The sequence below is a fragment of the Afipia felis ATCC 53690 genome (assembly GCF_000314735.2).
GTDB lineage: Bacteria > Pseudomonadota > Alphaproteobacteria > Rhizobiales > Xanthobacteraceae > Afipia > Afipia felis.
The window spans coordinates 1,306,670-1,322,828 of the sequence record NZ_KB375270.1 but is presented as its reverse complement, the minus strand read 5'-3'; the positions used below and the strand labels follow the sequence as shown (position 1 = coordinate 1,322,828).

The 16,159-nt window shown below is 62.8% G+C and carries 18 protein-coding genes; 9 read left to right on the top strand and 9 right to left on the bottom strand.

Translation table 11 applies throughout. The features are described 5' to 3' along the window. Positions 1 to 61: 61 nt before the first annotated feature. The 6 genes from HMPREF9697_RS06310 to HMPREF9697_RS06285 form a co-directional block, all read right to left on the bottom strand. On the bottom strand, positions 62 to 730 hold the full coding sequence (locus HMPREF9697_RS06310; protein ID WP_002716341.1) for a pyroglutamyl-peptidase I: 669 nt from the start codon (positions 728 to 730) through the stop codon (positions 62 to 64). Next, positions 727 to 1,521 (bottom strand): RsiV family protein, encoded by a 795-nt coding sequence (locus tag HMPREF9697_RS06305; protein ID WP_002716340.1) that lies wholly within the window; start codon positions 1,519 to 1,521, stop codon positions 727 to 729. The genes HMPREF9697_RS06310 and HMPREF9697_RS06305 overlap by 4 nt, the downstream gene beginning before the upstream one ends. A gap of 35 nt (positions 1,522 to 1,556) precedes the next feature. Beyond that, positions 1,557 to 2,048 carry a 2-amino-4-hydroxy-6-hydroxymethyldihydropteridine diphosphokinase gene (gene folK / locus HMPREF9697_RS06300; protein ID WP_002716339.1) on the bottom strand — a complete coding sequence of 164 codons (492 nt, stop codon included), beginning with the start codon at positions 2,046 to 2,048 and terminating at the stop codon, positions 1,557 to 1,559. 3 nt (positions 2,049 to 2,051) lie between these two features. Continuing rightward, positions 2,052 to 2,417 carry a dihydroneopterin aldolase gene (gene folB / locus HMPREF9697_RS06295; RefSeq protein WP_002716338.1) on the bottom strand — a complete coding sequence of 122 codons (366 nt, stop codon included), beginning with the start codon at positions 2,415 to 2,417 and terminating at the stop codon, positions 2,052 to 2,054. Further along, complete coding sequence (gene folP, locus HMPREF9697_RS06290) at positions 2,414 to 3,268, bottom strand: dihydropteroate synthase (RefSeq protein WP_040307828.1); 855 nt, start codon at positions 3,266 to 3,268, stop codon at positions 2,414 to 2,416. Before folP ends, folB begins: the two co-directional genes overlap by 4 nt. 73 nt (positions 3,269 to 3,341) lie before the next feature. After that, on the bottom strand, positions 3,342 to 3,749 hold the full coding sequence (locus HMPREF9697_RS06285; protein ID WP_002716336.1) for a DUF4332 domain-containing protein: 408 nt from the start codon (positions 3,747 to 3,749) through the stop codon (positions 3,342 to 3,344). 562 nt (positions 3,750 to 4,311) lie between these two features. On the opposite strand from HMPREF9697_RS06285, the gene HMPREF9697_RS06280 reads away from it, so the two are divergent. Together HMPREF9697_RS06280 and HMPREF9697_RS06275 are read left to right on the top strand one after the other, a co-directional pair. Continuing rightward, positions 4,312 to 5,961: a helicase HerA-like domain-containing protein gene (locus tag HMPREF9697_RS06280; protein ID WP_002716335.1), complete on the top strand. Its 1,650-nt coding sequence runs from the start codon at positions 4,312 to 4,314 to the stop codon at positions 5,959 to 5,961. A 68-nt stretch (positions 5,962 to 6,029) separates the two neighbouring features. Then, positions 6,030 to 7,433, top strand: coding sequence for a M20/M25/M40 family metallo-hydrolase (locus HMPREF9697_RS06275; protein ID WP_002716334.1), 1,404 nt, complete (start codon positions 6,030 to 6,032; stop codon positions 7,431 to 7,433). A 120-nt stretch (positions 7,434 to 7,553) separates the two neighbouring features. Here HMPREF9697_RS06275 and HMPREF9697_RS06270 read toward each other — a convergent pair whose 3' ends face one another. Next, positions 7,554 to 9,206, bottom strand: coding sequence for a glycosyltransferase family 39 protein (locus tag HMPREF9697_RS06270; RefSeq protein ID WP_002716333.1), 1,653 nt, complete (start codon positions 9,204 to 9,206; stop codon positions 7,554 to 7,556). A gap of 296 nt (positions 9,207 to 9,502) precedes the next feature. Here HMPREF9697_RS06270 and HMPREF9697_RS06265 point away from each other — a divergent pair, with 296 nt between their 5' ends. From HMPREF9697_RS06265 to HMPREF9697_RS21195, 5 genes are all read left to right on the top strand, one after another. After that, positions 9,503 to 10,345 (top strand): hypothetical protein, encoded by an 843-nt coding sequence (locus HMPREF9697_RS06265; protein WP_002716332.1) that lies wholly within the window; start codon positions 9,503 to 9,505, stop codon positions 10,343 to 10,345. A gap of 147 nt (positions 10,346 to 10,492) precedes the next feature. Then, complete coding sequence (locus HMPREF9697_RS06260; RefSeq protein ID WP_002716331.1) at positions 10,493 to 10,906, top strand: Ros/MucR family transcriptional regulator; 414 nt, start codon at positions 10,493 to 10,495, stop codon at positions 10,904 to 10,906. Between the two features lie 92 nt (positions 10,907 to 10,998). After that, positions 10,999 to 11,364, top strand: a complete 366-nt coding sequence (locus tag HMPREF9697_RS06255) for a helix-turn-helix domain-containing protein (protein ID WP_002716330.1) — start codon at positions 10,999 to 11,001, stop codon at positions 11,362 to 11,364. Continuing rightward, positions 11,361 to 11,969, top strand: a complete 609-nt coding sequence (locus tag HMPREF9697_RS06250) for a DUF6456 domain-containing protein (protein WP_002716329.1) — start codon at positions 11,361 to 11,363, stop codon at positions 11,967 to 11,969. The genes HMPREF9697_RS06255 and HMPREF9697_RS06250 overlap by 4 nt, the downstream gene beginning before the upstream one ends. An 81-nt stretch (positions 11,970 to 12,050) precedes the next feature. Next, positions 12,051 to 12,200 carry a hypothetical protein gene (locus HMPREF9697_RS21195; RefSeq protein WP_002716328.1) on the top strand — a complete coding sequence of 50 codons (150 nt, stop codon included), beginning with the start codon at positions 12,051 to 12,053 and terminating at the stop codon, positions 12,198 to 12,200. 12 nt (positions 12,201 to 12,212) lie between these two features. Here the strand turns inward: HMPREF9697_RS21195 and HMPREF9697_RS06245 are convergent, their stop codons facing one another. Further along, positions 12,213 to 12,644 carry a SufE family protein gene (locus tag HMPREF9697_RS06245; protein ID WP_040307827.1) on the bottom strand — a complete coding sequence of 144 codons (432 nt, stop codon included), beginning with the start codon at positions 12,642 to 12,644 and terminating at the stop codon, positions 12,213 to 12,215. 148 nt (positions 12,645 to 12,792) lie between these two features. After that, complete coding sequence (locus HMPREF9697_RS06240) at positions 12,793 to 13,287, bottom strand: DUF5330 domain-containing protein (protein ID WP_002716326.1); 495 nt, start codon at positions 13,285 to 13,287, stop codon at positions 12,793 to 12,795. Positions 13,288 to 13,688: 401 nt separating this feature from the next. Here HMPREF9697_RS06240 and HMPREF9697_RS06235 point away from each other — a divergent pair, with 401 nt between their 5' ends. Both HMPREF9697_RS06235 and HMPREF9697_RS06230 read left to right on the top strand, forming a co-directional pair. Continuing rightward, positions 13,689 to 15,491, top strand: coding sequence for a sensor histidine kinase (locus HMPREF9697_RS06235; protein WP_002716325.1), 1,803 nt, complete (start codon positions 13,689 to 13,691; stop codon positions 15,489 to 15,491). 10 nt (positions 15,492 to 15,501) lie between these two features. Further along, positions 15,502 to 16,131 carry a peptidoglycan-binding domain-containing protein gene (locus tag HMPREF9697_RS06230; RefSeq protein WP_002716324.1) on the top strand — a complete coding sequence of 210 codons (630 nt, stop codon included), beginning with the start codon at positions 15,502 to 15,504 and terminating at the stop codon, positions 16,129 to 16,131. The last annotated feature ends 28 nt before the right edge of the window (positions 16,132 to 16,159 follow it).

Genomic DNA, 16,159 nt, shown 5'->3' with positions numbered 1-16,159 from the left:
ATATCCGCAGCGCCGGATTTGTTACTGGCTAAAATTTTCAGCACCAAGCCAAGAAATAGCATCAAGGATAAGGATGACGGCAGTAGCGCTCCGCCCGTGCGCGCTGAATGAGCGTCATGAGCATCGCTTCTCCGGCATCGACAAGCTGCTCGAATGCAACCCCTGACTTTCGCCAATGAGCGGCGTCGCGCGGCACCAGCGGCACATGGATGAAGGCAGCGAGCGGCAACGCGCTGGGATGGCGCTGCGTGGCTTCGATCGCGCGCCAGCTCAGATAGTTGCAGAGATAGGCTCCGGCGTTGATCGAAGAGCGCACGGGGATGCCCGTCGTCTTCGCCGCCTGCAGCAGATGCTGCGTATGGAGGCCGAACCGGCGCGTCGCGGATGCGGTGGGGTCAATGGTGCGGCTCAGGACCGCCCCATGATCCGCATCCGGCCAGAGCTGAGTGATCGTGTTTCGTGCCCGCGTCTCCACGCGGCACCAGGGCGTGCGTGTCGCGAGGCCGAACATCAGCAGCACATCCGGGACGTGGCGCGCGAGCAGGGCAGGCAGTTGGGTGTCGACCGCCTCATAGGTGACGGGAAAGACGTGGGCGATCCGTTCGACATCGGCGAAGGCGGGGCGGCGCAGGCGCACCAGCCGGTCCACCAGTTTTTCGGTCGGGTTGTAGGGCGCGCCGGGAAACGGGCCGAAGCCTGTGACGAGAAGGCGGATCCTGCCCGTTGTCATCGCGGGCTGGCGTTGTCGCTCTTCGGCGGCGCTCCGCCGAAAATCGCCGTGCCTTCCGCCGACAGATAGGGCTTCAACTCCTGCCACGGCACGGTCACGTCGAAACGGCCCTCGGCGTAAGGGCCCACCGCATAGGGCTCGTAGTGAAAAACGAGCCCCGCGCTTTTGCCGGGCTCGGTCGAGGGCGCGAGCGTCACCGGACCGATTGTGAGCAGGCTTGCGCCCATCTCCTTGTACCAGTCGAGACCGGAATCGTCGTCCTCGATGCCGCGTTCTTTCTTCTCGGCTTTCAGCGCGACGATGACAGCCTTTCGCATCGCGGTCAGCGTCGGGCCGTTATCGGCGGTCTCCTTGAAGAATGGCCGGATAGAGATGCGCTTCTTCGCGGTATTGTCCCACAGGATCGTGTTGACGTAAGTGTTGGGATGCGCGCCGTGGGTGTTGGCGTAATCTTCCCGAAGAACGCTGATGTAGCGGCCGCCGACAACAGATGCGGTGAGGTACTGACGTTCGAACGTATATCCGTCTTTCGGAAAGTATTTCGGATCGCTGCGCCTGCTGTCGGTGGCTTCCTTGCGCTGCTTCTCGGCGTAGCGCTTGCCTTCCGCGAGACAATCGGCGGAGAGCGCCGGATTGGCCTTGATCGTCGCGTCGAGCACGACGCTGACATCGACGGCGTTCGTCTTGATCGCGATGTCCGGCTTGGGCTCGGCTGCGAAGCAGGGGCCCACAAGAACGAGGCTGGCAACAGCGACAGGGGCGATGGTGCGAAAAAATGCGAATGAAGCCATTCGCTTCCTATACAACAATTATCCGCCTGCCGATATCAGGCAGGGTCGCTCAATCGTTCGATGCCTTCCGCTGGAATATCCGCTAAAGCCTGACGCGGCGTGCGTCCGCCGATGTCGCGGTCCGGCGCGATCTCGGTAAGCGGCACCAGCACGAAGGCACGCTCGAACAGGCGCGGGTGCGGCAGGGTCAATTCCGGCGTGCGGATCGTGCCGTTGTCGTAGGCGAGAATGTCGAGATCGAGCGTGCGCGGTCCCCATCGCTTCTCGTTGGCGCGGTCGCGGCCGAATTTTTTCTCGATCCGGTGCAGGGTGAACAAGAGCGCCATCGGATCGAGCGAGGTTTCGATCTCGATGCAGGCATTGATGAAAGGCGGCTGGTCTTCCTCGCCCCATGGCGGGGTGCGGTAATCGGCCGAGCGCGCAACGAGCATTCCTTGCGTCGCGCCGCAGATGTGGGAGATGGCGGATTTGAACGTCGCGCGGACGTCGCCGACATTGCCGCCCAGCGCGATCAGCACGCTTGCCATGACTCAGGCACGCCTGCGCAGAATGACGACACCGACATCGTCGAAGATCGCCGCGATTGGCGCGTGCGGCTTGTGGATCGTAACCTTCACGGCCTCGACCTTGTCGAAATCGCGCAGCACCGCGTCCGCCACCGCGCCCGCCGCCCGCTCCAGCAGATAGTAGTTCTGGCCCTTGAAGGCCTGGCTCGCGCTGCTGACGACATCGGAATAGGACACGGTGTCGGCGAGCTTGTCTGTGCGCGAGGAATCCGCGAGGTCGATCGACAATTCCAGATCGATGACGAAGCGCTGTCCGACTTCGGCTTCATGCTCCATGACGCCGTGGCGGGCGTGCATCAGCAGGCCCTTGATGAAGATGGTATCGCTCACCGTTTGTCCCCGATTGCGGCCGCCACACGCAGCGCCTGAACGGTCTCAAAGACGTCGTGCGCGCGAATGATCCGCGCGCCATTTTGAACTGCCAGAAGATGCGCCGCAAGAGAGCCGCCGATGCGCTGGCGTGGCTCGGAGGGCGAGACGCTGGCGATAAACCGCTTGCGCGAGGCACCCACCAGAACGGGCCGTTCGAACTGGGCCAGTTCGCCGAGCCGCGCGAGTGCGATCATGCTCTGCTCGGGCGTCTTGCCGAAGCCGATGCCGGGATCGAGCACGATGTGCGCCTGTGGCAGCCCAGCCTTGGCGGCAATCGTGAGCGAGCGCTCGAAGAAGGTCGCGATATCCTGCATGATGTCGATGGCGGGATCGGCGGCGTCGCGGTTGTGCATCACCACGATGGGCACGCCGCGCTCAGCTGCGAGCTTTGCCATCGCGGGATCGCGATGCAGGCCCCAGACGTCGTTGGCGATGGCAGCGCCCTGATCGAACGCCCACGCCGCAACGCCCGCTTTCATCGTATCGATCGAAACCGGCACGCCGAGCCGGACGAGGGCAGGCAGGACGGGCGCAAGGCGCGCGATTTCCTCGTCCGCGGAGACGGGAGTTGCGCCATAGGGCCGGGTGGATTCCGCTCCGATGTCGAGGATGTCGGCGCCGTCGGCGATCAATTGCTCCGCCTGCGCGCGCGCGCGCGCGGGATCGAGAAAATCGCCGCCGTCGGAGAAGGAATCCGGCGTGATATTGAGCACCCCCATCACCAGCACATGCGGCCTCGCCAGCAGCGCGGGCAATATGTCGTGCCGGGCGTCCTGCGATGTGCCAAGTGTTGAGGAGCGGGAGCTCATGGCGCGGCTTTGCGCGGTCCCGAAAGCCAAGTCAAGCCGGAAGCGGGTGGGAAGCTGCCCTAAACTTCGGCCTTTAATAGCTGATCTTGAGCGGCAGCTTCTTGGCGCGCTCGATCAACTGGCCGACCGACTGCTCCGAAGGGAGCACGCGCACCAGTTTGCGCTTGGTGTTGGCCTCGGCCATCGCCTGCGCCAGCCGTCCCGGGTTTCGCAACGCGAATTCCCGCACCGTGGTGACACCCGCGGCGCGGATCAGCTCGGCCTTGGCCTTGCCCATGCCCTTGATGCGCATGCAGTCGGCGATGTTGGCCCATCCGAGAATCTGTTTTTCGCAAAGGCCGGTCGCCTCCGCCAATTCCTTGCGGCCCTTATAGGTGCCGGCGCGCTCCAGCAGCGTGGCGGTCGTGCGGATGCCCTGGGATTTCAGCTTCGAGGCCGCAAGTGGGCCCAGCCCGTCGATCTGTATCAGCGGATATGTCATTGCAATGGAAGAAGTTACACGTTCGAGAAAATCAGAGATGACGGTTGCAGCGATCTGGCGCGACGACCGGCGTCGCGGGCAGAAAATCCTGAAGCGCAGATGGAATAGCGGATGATTGAAAGCTCGAGAGGGTCAGAAGGTTTCAAATTTTTTTCTGTCTGGGTGCAGATGCGTCCCGATAAAACCCCACGCAATGCAATCCGGCAATCCATCGTTCGTATCCTTCCGGTTTCTTCCGGCTCTTGAAGCTTGTTGTTTCATTATTGATCGGGCGCGCCGCGAATTACAAGAGATGAACGCTCACACAGTTCAGATTCTCTCTCAATGCGCGCTCAGGTGTTGCCGTGATGCATAGCATTCGTGTTGATTTCGATCATGAGAGACAAAAAGCGCGCATCGCAGCAGTCTCCCGCGACGAATTACCTCCTTCTTCTATTGTCGGGATTTGATTTGTTTCGTCGCGATCTATCATTGAACGGTTCCATTGCCATTGAAGAAGCTGAAAAGATGCTTCAATAAATATCTGCCGGGTTGCGGTAAGACATCGGAGCGAGGAACGGCGATGGCAAAGACGACAAAAAATACATCTGCGTCAACGAGTCCGGGCGCGAGCGGTGCACCGCAGACCGCATCGGCCGATACCGACACTGCACTCTTTATTGGCAAGGGCGATCAGCCAGCCTTCCTGACGCTGTCGCTCGCCAATCGTCACGGACTGGTGACGGGCGCGACGGGAACGGGAAAAACCGTGACACTGCAGGTCATGGCGGAAGGTTTTGCCCGCGCGGGCGTTCCGGTTTTCGCGGCCGATATCAAGGGCGACCTCTCCGGCATCGCGGAAGTCGGGCAACCGAATGATTTTATCCTCAATCGCGCCAAAGGTATGGGACTGACGTTCCAGCCGGACCAGTTCTCGACGATATTCTGGGACGTTTTCGGCGAGCAGGGGCACCCGGTGCGCGCCACCGTGCTGGAAATGGGCCCGCTGTTGCTGTCGCGGATGCTCGATCTCAACGACGTGCAGGAGGGCGTGCTCAACGTCGCGTTTCGTCTCGCCGATGAGAACCATCTGCCGCTGATGGACATGAAGGATCTGCGCGCGTTGCTCGACGCGATGATCCCGGTCCCGGCCAAGGCGGGCGAGGATGACCCGCTTGCGTCGCTGCGTGCCGCCGCGCAATCGTTCGGCAACGTCACCAAGGCGACCATCGGCACCATTCAGCGCCAGCTTCTGGTGCTGGAGAACCAGGGCGCCGATAAATTCTTCGGCGAACCCGCGCTGGTGCTGAAGGATTTCATGCGCACCGACTCCGACGGGCGGGGCATGATCAATATTCTTGCTGCCGACAGGCTGATGCAGAGCCCGAAGCTCTACGCGACCTTCCTGTTGTGGATGCTGTCCGAACTGTTCGAGGAATTGCCGGAGGTCGGCGACCTGCCGAAGCCGAAGCTCGTGTTCTTTTTCGACGAGGCGCACCTGTTGTTCAACGATGCGCCGAAGTCGCTGATGGACAAGATCGAGCAAGTGGTGCGTTTGATCCGTTCGAAGGGTGTCGGCGTCTATTTCGTCACGCAAAATCCGATCGACGTGCCGGACAAGGTGCTGTCCCAGCTTGGCAATCGCGTGCAGCACGCGCTGCGCGCGTTCACCCCGCGCGACCAGAAGGCTGTCGCGGCGGCGGCACAGACCTTTCGTCCGAATCCGGCGCTCAACACTGCGCAGGTCATCACCGAACTCGGCAAGGGTGAGGCGCTGGTCTCGTTCCTCGAAGGCAACGGCACGCCCGCGATGGTGGAGCGCATTCTGGTGCGGCCGCCGAGCGCGCGCATCGGGCCGGTGACGCCGGAGGAGCGCAAGGCGATCATCGCGGCAAGCCCCGTGAAGGGCAAATACGACACCACGATCGATTCCGAATCCGCCTACGAGATGCTGCAGAAGCGTCTGGAGACTGCGGCGACCGGCGACCCCGGCAGTGGCGGCGGATTGCTCGACCATATCGGCTCCATCGTCGGCTCCGTATTCGGTACCTCGAATTCGCGAGGGCGTCTCTCCACGGGGCAGTTGATCGCCCGCAATGTCACGCGCTCGGTGACCAACAAGGTCGTCGGCGGGGTGGTGTCCGATCTCGGCAAGTCGGTCGGTGGCTCCATCGGCGGTTCGATTGGGCGCTCGATCGTGCGCGGCGCTCTCGGGGGGCTGCTGCGGCGGTAGACGGAATAAAATCGCGAAATACCTCGCCCGCACGGCGCGATTGAAAGACAGACATTTAAGGATCACCAATGACGCCTGACGATCTTTCCGCCGTTCTCGACCGTGTCGATACCGATTTCGACCGCAGTTTGCAGCGCCTGTTCGCTCTGCTGCGGATTAAATCGATCTCCGCCGATCCGGCGTTCAACAAGGATTGCGCCGAGGCGGCGAAGCACCTCGCAGCCGATATCGAGAGCATCGGCTTTTCGGCCGAGGTGCGGCCGACCGCGGGTCATCCGGCGATTGTCGCGCGCTATGATGGCCCGGTGCCGAACGGACCGCACGTGATGTTCTACGGCCATTACGACGTGCAGCCGGTCGATCCGCTGAATTTGTGGCACCGGCCGCCATTCGATCCCGTCGTCACCAAACATGCGGACGGCCGCGAGATCATCGTCGCGCGCGGCGCGGAAGACGACAAAGGTCAGTTGATGACTTTCGTCGAGGCATGCCGGGCATGGAAGAGCGTCACCGGCAGCCTGCCTCTCGGCATCACCATCCTGATCGAAGGCGAGGAGGAGGTCGGCTCGAAGAATTTCGGTCCCTTCCTGGAAAAGAACAAGGCGGACCTGAAAGCGGATTTCGCGCTGGTCTGCGACACCGGCATGTGGGACCAGAACACGCCCGCGATCACCACCGCGCTGCGCGGCCTCGTCTATGAGGAAGTCATCGTCAAGGCCGCCAACCGCGACCTGCATTCCGGCATTTTCGGTGGCGGCGCGCAGAACCCGATCCGCGTGCTGACGCGGATTCTCGGTGGCATCCACGACGACAATGGCCGCGTCACCATTCCGGGTTTCTATGACGGCGTCAAAGACTTGCCGGCGGATATTCTCGCGCAATGGAAGAAGCTTAACCTGACGCCCGAGATGTTTCTCAAGCCCATAGGCCTCTCGTTGCCCGCGGGCGAGAAGGACCGCCTGCTGATCGAGCAGATATCCTCGCGCCCGACTGCGGACATCAACGGCATCGTCGGCGGATACACCGGCGAGGGCTCGAAGACGGTGATCCCGGCGCAGGCCTCGGCGAAGATTTCATTCCGTCTGGTCGAAGGGCAGGACCCGGCCAAAATCCGCGATGCGTTCCGTGCCTATGTGAAGGCCCGCATTCCGGCGGATTGCAGCGTCGAATTCCTTGACCATGCGGGCGCACCCGCCATTGCGCTCGATTGGGGCATGAAGCCGCTCGCCGCCGCGAAGCGCGCGTTGACCGACGAGTGGGGCACCGAGGCACTCCTGATCGGTTCGGGCGCGTCGATCCCGATCGTCGCGGATTTCAAGAAAACGCTGGGGCTCGACACGGTGCTGATCGGCTTCGGGCTGGAGGACGACAACATCCATTCGCCGAACGAGAAGTACGACCTCAAGAGCTTCCATAAAGGCATCCGCTCGTGGGTGCGCATCCTCGCGGCATTCGCGCAGGCACCGCGCTGAGGTTGCGCAGTTTCGTTTCACCATGTGAAAACGCCGCCCGGAATTGGACGGCGTTTGTAATCTGAAACGTGCAGAGGGTGATGACCAAGCGTACCGCGCTGCGGCACGAGGTCAAGCCCGCTATGGCGGTGGAACCGACAGCAGGCTCGCGATGCTTTCGCCGCGGATGTCGTAGACACGGGCGTACACCACGCCGTCCCGCTTGATCTCGGCATAGATCGGCGCGGGCAGGCCCTTGCAATAGAACTCGCCGAGCGTCATCGCGAAGTCGGCTGCGTGGCTGTCCCATCCGATCGAGAAATCGGGACCGAGCGCCACCTGCGCGGGACGCTGCGGGCCGCATACTGCGACTTTCCATTTGCGATTGACTGGCGGGATTTCCTGTCGCGCGATGATCTGCTCGCGCAGCACATTCGACGCCTGTTTCAGCGCGAGGCCCCAGTAATCCAGCATGAATCTGCGGTCGGCGGTGCGCACCGTGCCGGCGACGTCGTTGAAGTAGGTGTACTGATACGGATGCAGCCGCACCATCTCGACCAGCGGCAGGGTGAGCGTCGCGGCGAACAGGGCGTAGGTTGCGAATTGCCAGTTGCGGCGGCGGTCGTCACGGCCCAGCCATTCGACGAGGCGGCCAAAGGCGAGGCCGCCGAGGATCGCCATCGGCGGAATGACAAAGATGAAATGCCGGATACCGTTGTAGAGCGCGGGGCGCTTCACCACGGCAATGGCGAGCGGCAGGAACGCCGCCAGCGCGATCATGATATAGATCGTTGTACGACGGGCATCGCCGCGCCGTGTGGCCGCCGCGATTGTCATGGCGAGGCCGCCCATGCAAAGCGCAATGAAGATCTCCGGCATCTGCATCGCGAACAGCGTCGGCAGATATGACCACGGCATGTCCGGCACCGACACCATCGCGCCGTCGAACAATTCCTTCCAGGGCTTCTCGAAGAAGGCGGAGAAATAGGTGACGGCTCGCAGCGGGTTCGCGGGCTCGATGATCGACCACGGCCAGATCAGGCCCATCACGAGGTAGCCGAAGAGGAGGCCGGGCAGCAGCAAATAGCAGGCGTGGATGAAACGGCGGAGCGTCACGCGCCATCCCAGCGTCGCGATCTCCTCGCGCCAGATCGGGATAAAGGCGAGCAGGGCGTAGACAAGACCGAAGCCGCCGAGCACGCGGCAGCCCAGCGACAATCCCGCACCGAGCCCGAGGATCAGCACCGTCTGCGGCGAGGGCGATGGATAGTCCTGCGCGAGCCGTACCAGTCCGAGCAGCAGCACGATCATCGCCACCGCAAACGGCGGGTCCTTCGGGTTCATGAACATGTGGCCGTAGAAGGTCGGGCACAGCGCCAGCAGGAGAAGTGCGGCGAGGCCCGCGACCGGGCCGCCGATGCGGCGCGTGACACGCCATGTCAGTGCGAGGCCGATCAGGCCGACGATTGCGCCGAGCAGGCGGCGCGTGTCGAACAGTCCGAGCGGAATGACCTTGTGCAGGAGCGCGGCCGCCATGTCGAAGCCGCCGCCGTACATGTAGAGGTTGGCGAAGGAGAGCGCGCTCGTATCCTTGAAGCCGGAGCCGAACATCTTCAGCAACAGGTCGGCATATTCGGCGTGGGTGTAATCGTCCCAGCCGAGGCCGTAGTCGCGGAAGGTGAGAGCGGCGACGCATGCGATCACCGCAAGGGCTGCGCAGGCGAGCATATCGCATGTCTGATCCAACGGCCGCCGGAGAGGGACCTCAAATCCGGACGCCGTGATGGATGTCATGATGCGATTACGTCTGTTGAAATGCGATGACGCTTGTTGAGCCCCGAAGGCGGCCAGTCCCGCCGTTCAGCCGGGACATAGTCAGTGATTATGGCTTAATTTTCCTAAAACGTTGCAACAATAAGGGTTTGCCGAAAGTTCATTCGCCCTGCGCCGTCAGACAGGGGAAATTGTTGGTATATTTGTACTTTTTTGGAACCAATAAGGAAAAATTACCTTTCCTAAGGCAGGTACTGGAACCTTAGTATGACAGATCGAAACTGCAGGCCCTTAAGGCAGCAGGCGGAGTTTGAGTGATGATTGCGTTGTTGCTGGCCGGGGCCGTGGTGTTTTGCGCAGGCGTGCTGGCCATCGTGTTCGGAATTCCGATCAAGGAATTCTCCTTCGGCAATACGATGATCCTGTGCGGCGCGGTCGTGTCCTCGACCGGCCTCATCCTGATGGGCCTTGGCATTCTCGCGCGCGAGGTGAAACAACTGTCCAGCCGGCTTGGCGCCGCGTCCACGCGGGAGGAGGCGGAGCTTGCGGAGATCATGGTGGCCGAAGTGCCGGCGCCTGAGCCTGCGATGCCTGATGAACCGCGCCCGGCGCCGCGTGCTCCCGGCAACAGCGATTTCCTTTTCTCGCGCGACGAGCCGATGGCACGTGAGACGGATAGCGAGTTCGACTTTCCGCCGCCGAGCCGCACGCCGTCGTTTCCGCCGTTGCCCGAGCGTCCTGAGCCGCCGGCGCCACCTGCGGAGCGGCCGAAGCGCGATTTCCTGTTTTCTTCTCGCCGCCGCAAGACGCCCGCGCCGGAAACGACGCCGGACGCCGATATGCAGGCCGAGGCCGCACAGCGCCGCGACGACGATCTGTTCGAGCCGCCGTGGGCGCAATCCGAGCGTCCGGCACCGGAGAACGGTCTGGCGGACGAGCCGCGCCATCCCTTGCGGCCGCAGCGCCGTTTCACCCAGCCTCCGCGCCGCGAGGAGCCGCCGCGTCGTGAACAGCCGGAGGTCAGCGTGGTGAAATCCGGCGTGGTCGATGCGATGGCCTATTCGCTGTATTCGGATGGTTCGATCGAAGCGCAATTGCCGGAAGGCACCGTGCGGTTTGAATCGATCGAGGAGCTTCGCGCTCATCTCGACCGTCGCTGATAGCCTCTGCACACATTCAGGGCATAGGTTTCAGGGCACGGCGCGCAATCGTGGTTGCGGAGCGATGCGCGGCTCGCCTAATCTTTGCGGCGTTACGAGGAGCCGCGACGACGCGGGCATTCCTCCATCCAGCAGCGCGAGCATTGTATGAGTGAGCCGGCCGGCAAGAATTTCGTTGAAATGGCGGCTGGCATCGTCTCGGCCTATGTCAGCAACAACACCGTGCAGCCGTCCGACATTCCCGCGCTGATCTCGCAGGTTCATGCCGCGCTGTTGCGCGTGGCGACGGGCGCGGACGTGCCCGCCGAGCCCGCGCGGCCCAAGGTGTCGGTGAAGAAGTCGATGACGTCGGAATATCTGGTCTGCCTGGAGGACGGCAAACGCTTCAAGTCGCTGAAGCGGCACCTGCGCAGCCAGTACAACATGAGCCCCGAACAATATCGCGAGAAGTGGGGCCTGCCGCCGGATTATCCGATGGTCGCGCCGAACTATGCGGTGGCGCGTTCGCAACTCGCCAAGAAGATGGGGCTCGGCCAGCAGCGCCGCCGGGCGAAGCGTTAGGCGCGCGTTCCACAACAAGAGGCGGGAACGGATATCCCCGGTTGCAAAAGCTGCGTTAGGGTGTAGGTATAAAATCCTAGCGAGGTCGCCCGATGCTGTTCACAGAAGTGCCCGTTTCCCCGCCGCGTCCTGCTGTCGTCACCCCAGACCCCGAAACCATCCGATGCCGTGTCGCCGCCTGCGTGATCGCCGAATTCGGCATCACGGCGGATGAACTCGCATTCGGCTCGCGTGGTTCGCCGCGCGCCTCGCTGGCGCGTCAGGTCGCGATGTATCTCTGCCATGTCGGCTTCGCGCTGAGTTTCGAGGGCATCGGACGGCTGTTTCGTCGCGACCGCACCACGGTGGCCTATGCCTGCCGTGTCATCGAGGAACGGCGCGAGAATGTCCGGTTCGACGGCCAGATCGCGGCGCTGGAGCGGCAATGTGCGGCTGCGCGGACGGAGTGCGGCCGATGAAGGCGCAACGCACTAGAAGCAAAGCGCGCGGACCGGCAGACGTTGCTCATGGCGTCGATGCGAAACGTGCCGAGCATCTGACGCTCGCGACGCGCGAGGTCATGACCGAGAGCGGTATTGCCCGCGTGCTCGTCAATGACAGTGAAAGCCCGCTCGCCTGGCTGGCGCGCCGCAAGGGCCGCGACGGGCGCACCATGATCGGCCATAACCAGTTCATCGCCGGTGAAAAGCTGCGCGCCGATTTCACACGCGCCCATCTCGCGCCGCGCGTGACATCGAGCTGGTCCGGGATCGCGCGGGGGCGGAATTGCGGCAGCGGCGATGCCGGCACGATGACGGACGTGGTGGTGGCGGCACGTCAGCGCATGCAGCTTGCGCTCGATGCCTGCGGACCGGAACTGTCCGGTGTGCTGCTCGACGTGTGCTGCTTCCTGCGCGGGCTCGAGGACGTGGAGCGCGAACGCGGCTGGCCCGCACGTTCGGCGAAGGTCGTGCTGCAACTCGCGCTGGATCGTCTCGCGCGGCACTACGGACTTCGCGACAACGCGCGCGACAGCGCGCATATCCGCACCTGGCTTGCGGAAGACGCATCCTTCACGGCGTGAAACCAGTCTTGCCTATGGAACCGGTTCGGGAACGTCTGGACCGCTGGGCGGTTGATTCCGCATCGCAATGGAGGACGGAACATGGAAGAGATTCAGATCACGCAGGTCGAGTTTCCGCCGACCAAGGACAAGCCGGAAATCGTCAGGAAGCCGAAAACCAGCCGTTCCCAGCAGCAAAGCGCCAGCATTCCCGAAAAGGGTCACAAGAAACCCGATGGCGGAATGAAATAGAAATCCCGAAAGTCAGACTTTCGCTTCAACGGCCCTGCGTGCATCGGACTTGATGCGTTCGACCATCGCGCGCAGGCCGTTCGAGCGTTGTGGCGTCAGATGTTCGCGAAAGCCGAACTCGTCGAAGATCGCCAGCGCATCGGTGGAGAGGATGTCCTTCGCCGTCTTGCCCGAATACAGCGTGAGAAGAATCGCAACGAGCCCGCGCACGATGTGGGCGTCGCTGTCGCCGAGATAGCGCAGCACCGGCTCGCCGTCGGCGGCGCGGTCGTTCTTGCGCGAAAGCCAGACCTGGCTGGTGCAGCCCTGTACCTTGTTCTCGGTGGTATGCTCGGCGTCCGGCATCGGCTCCAACGTGCGGCCGAGTTCGATCACGTAACGATAGCGATCGTCCCAGTCGTCAAGGAGCGAAAAATTGTCCCGAATGTCGTTGATCGTGGTCATACCGATATTGCCGTAAGGGTGAAAAGCCTGTGCGTTCCGCACTGTAGCTTACGGCTTATATGAGAATGCGGACCGCGGAAAGCGAGAGTTTGAGCGGATTTTTCCGCAAAAAGCGCAGACTGCGAGGGTGGCAGCAACCCGGAATCAGTCAGATTTGCGGACCCTGCCATGCAATCATGAGGTCGTCCTGCGACAGCGTATCGGGGAACGGCGCGGCGTCGCTCTCGTCGATCGAGCCGGTATGATCCGGGTTCTTGCGCTCGATTGCGCTGTGCTTACCCTTCTTCGGTTGCTTGTCCTGGACCTTGTCCGACGCCTTCTCCTGAGCGGCCTGCGGTTTCTCGGCGCCGTCGGTCTTCTCGACCTTGTCGTTTTTCTCGTTACGCTCGGTGAAGAAGTCATAGACCTTCTTCGCGCCGGCCTGTGCACGTTCGCCGACCACACTTGCCGCCTGTCCGCCCACCGCGCATGCCGCGGGCTGGCGCGCGCAGAATTGCGACATGTCGGAAACGGCAGCCGTTGCAGCCAGCACCGCTTCGGTCGCGCTCACCTGCGGTCCCTTGTCCGTTTCCGGCGCCTTGTCGCGCGGAAGCAGCACGAGCACGAGACCGAGCCAAAAAGCCATTCGCAGCAAGAAGAACATCACGCATCCCCGTCGCACCGCGCTCTCCCGACGCGGCTTTGTTTCGTCCGTTAAACCACCAGCCGATAAATCTTGAGTGTTTTGCGACGGCTAAATTTGCGTAAAATTTGAATCGTTTCGTATGGCGTAAATTTTCGATTGACGAAAAGCGCGTCGCAAAAGGCCGATAAAAGCCCGCGTCTACCATTTCGAAACCATAAGCCGCCGTATGGTGAAACGATGCGTTCACCATCACCGGCAAATGCATGCGTAAAACTCCCGCAAAACGCGATCACGACAGCCCGCTCGCGAGTTCATGTGGTTGCCTTAGCGTTCGCTTAAGTTCGCTCTGACACGATCCCGCGAACAACAAGAGGGGGCTTGCCGGCCCGCTATTGGCGCTCCGGCGGTGTGAGTTTCACGTGACGCTTATCAAGATCCTGCGCGAGCATCTGGATTCGCTGCTGCATCCCTCGGTAAGAGGCGATGCGATGACAAGCGCGCGACATCGCTCCTTCATTGCGCTGCGCATGGGTGGCGGGCTTGCCGTTCTCAGCGGCGTGCCGGTCTATCTCGCCATACGCGGCGCGCCCTCCATGATCGAAGTGATGATCCTGGGGTGGGCGATCTCGCCGATCCTGATTTCCTATTTCCTGTCGCGCACCGGCCGTTTTGAGGTCGCGCAGATCCTGTCGTCCGTTTCGCTGGCCGCGCTGGTGTTCGCCGTGTCGGTGCAGACCGGCGGCATTTCCTCCTTCGCGGCGGTGTGGCTGATCGCGGTGCCGCTTGAGGCGGCGCTGTCGGCCTCGCGGCGTGTGGTGGCGGTGGCGGTCGCGCTGGCACTCGGCTGCGCGGTCGCGCTCGTCGGTCTGGACGTGATGGACGCGCTGCCGCCTTCGCATCTGTCCGGCGACGTTGCATCGCTGTTCACCGGCCTTTGTATCGTGCTGGCGACGATCTATGCCGCCGGTCTTGCGTTCGGCGCGGAATCGCTCGCCCGCACCAGCAAGCATCTTCTGGCAGTGGAGGAGCGCCGTTACCGGCTGCTCGCGCGCAATATCTCAGATGTGATCGCGCGCCACCGTGCGAACGGCGATTTGAATTTTATCTCGCCGGCGGCCGAAGTGCTGCTCGGTGTTCCGGGCCCGACACTGTTGCAGAACGGGTTGTTCGACCGCGTGCATGTCGCGGACCGGCCGCGTTATCTCACCGCGCTGTCTGATGCCGCGCGTGGCGGCGAGGCCAGCAGTGTCGAATTCCGCGTCCGCCGCGAAAGCCCGCACGGCGCCGAGTTCGTCTGGGTGGAAATGCGCTGTCGTCCGCTGGAGCCGACGCAGGATCAGGCCAGCGGCATCTGCGAAGTGGTGTCCGTGATGCGCGACGTCACCGAGCGCAAGGTGCAGGAACAGGCGCTGGAGGCCGCACGGCAGGAGGCCGAGCAGGCGGGAGCTTCGAAGTCCCGCTTCCTCGCCACCATGAGCCACGAATTGCGCACGCCGCTGAACGCTATCATCGGTTTCTCCGAAATGATCGCGCGCGAAGAAGAGATGAAGCTCGACGCCGCGCGCCGCCGCGAATATGCCGGACTCATCAACGAATCCGGCCTGCATCTGCTGTCCGTCGTCAACGGCATTCTCGACATGTCGAAGATGGAAAGCGGGAAGTTCGAACTGGTGTCTGAGCCGTTCGCACCGCGCGAGGCGCTGTCGAGCTGCTGCAATCTGATGGTGCTCAAGGCGCGCGACAACGGCATCGATCTTTCGACCCGCATGCCGAGCGATCTGCCGCAGATGACTGGCGACGAGCGGGCGTTCAAGCAGATCCTGCTGAACCTTTTGTCGAACGCGATCAAGTTCACCGGCGCAGGCGGCTCGGTCACCGTGTCCGCGCAGGTCGAAGGCCGCGAACTGCTGCTGCGCGTCGCCGATACCGGCATCGGCATCGGCAAGGACGATCTCGCGCGTCTTGGCAATCCGTTCTTCCAGGCGGGCGCGAGCTATCAGGGCCGCTATGAAGGCACCGGGCTCGGGCTCTCCATCGTCAAGAGCCTCGTGTCGCTGCACGGCGGCGAGATGAAGGTCGAAAGCGAACTCGATCGCGGCACCACCGTTTCGGTACGGCTGCCGATGGTTTTCACGCCGGCTGCGAAGCCGAGCAATATCACAACTCTCGCACCGGCGCCGCGCGCCGATGCCAATGTCATGCTGGTGAAGAAAATTGCGTAAGGGTAGTCCGATGGACGATGACAAGCCGCGTCGCAAGCGCCGCGCCAAGGCGGTCGCAATCGAGATCGAACAGGAGCAGAACCTGCTGATGCGGGTGCTGCTTCACAGCCCGAAAGATACGATGGCGTGCGTGGTGGCCGCCGGCGCGATGACCGCGATCGTCGTCAACGCGATGTTCCTGCAGCCCGGTCATCATCCGTCGCCGATGTTCGGCACGATGCCGGTGGAGACGACGGTTGCTGCGCCCGCAGCCGTACAGCCGCAGCCGTTGCCGCGTCCGCGCCCGGCCGAGACGGAAGCGGCGCCTGCAAATGTCATCGATCCGAAGCCGATGGTGGCGGCCCAGCCCGCCAAGCCTGTCGCAGCGCCGGCTTCGGTGCGTCCGCCGGCATCCGTGCCCACGCCCGCTCACAAGGATCCGCTCGGCGATCTCATCAACGCCAATCACCGGGTCATCTCGGTGCAGCGCGTGCTGACCGATTACGGCTATGGCCAGTTGAAGGCCAACGGCATGGTCGGGCCGGACACTCGCGCAGCGATCCGCAAGTTCGAGGCCGACCGCCGCCATGCGCAGACCGGCCAGGTCTCCGACTGGCTGCTTGCGGAAATGGCGAAGCTGACCGGCAAGGCGATCCATTGATCCGTCCTTCTGCCGTCGCGATATCGCG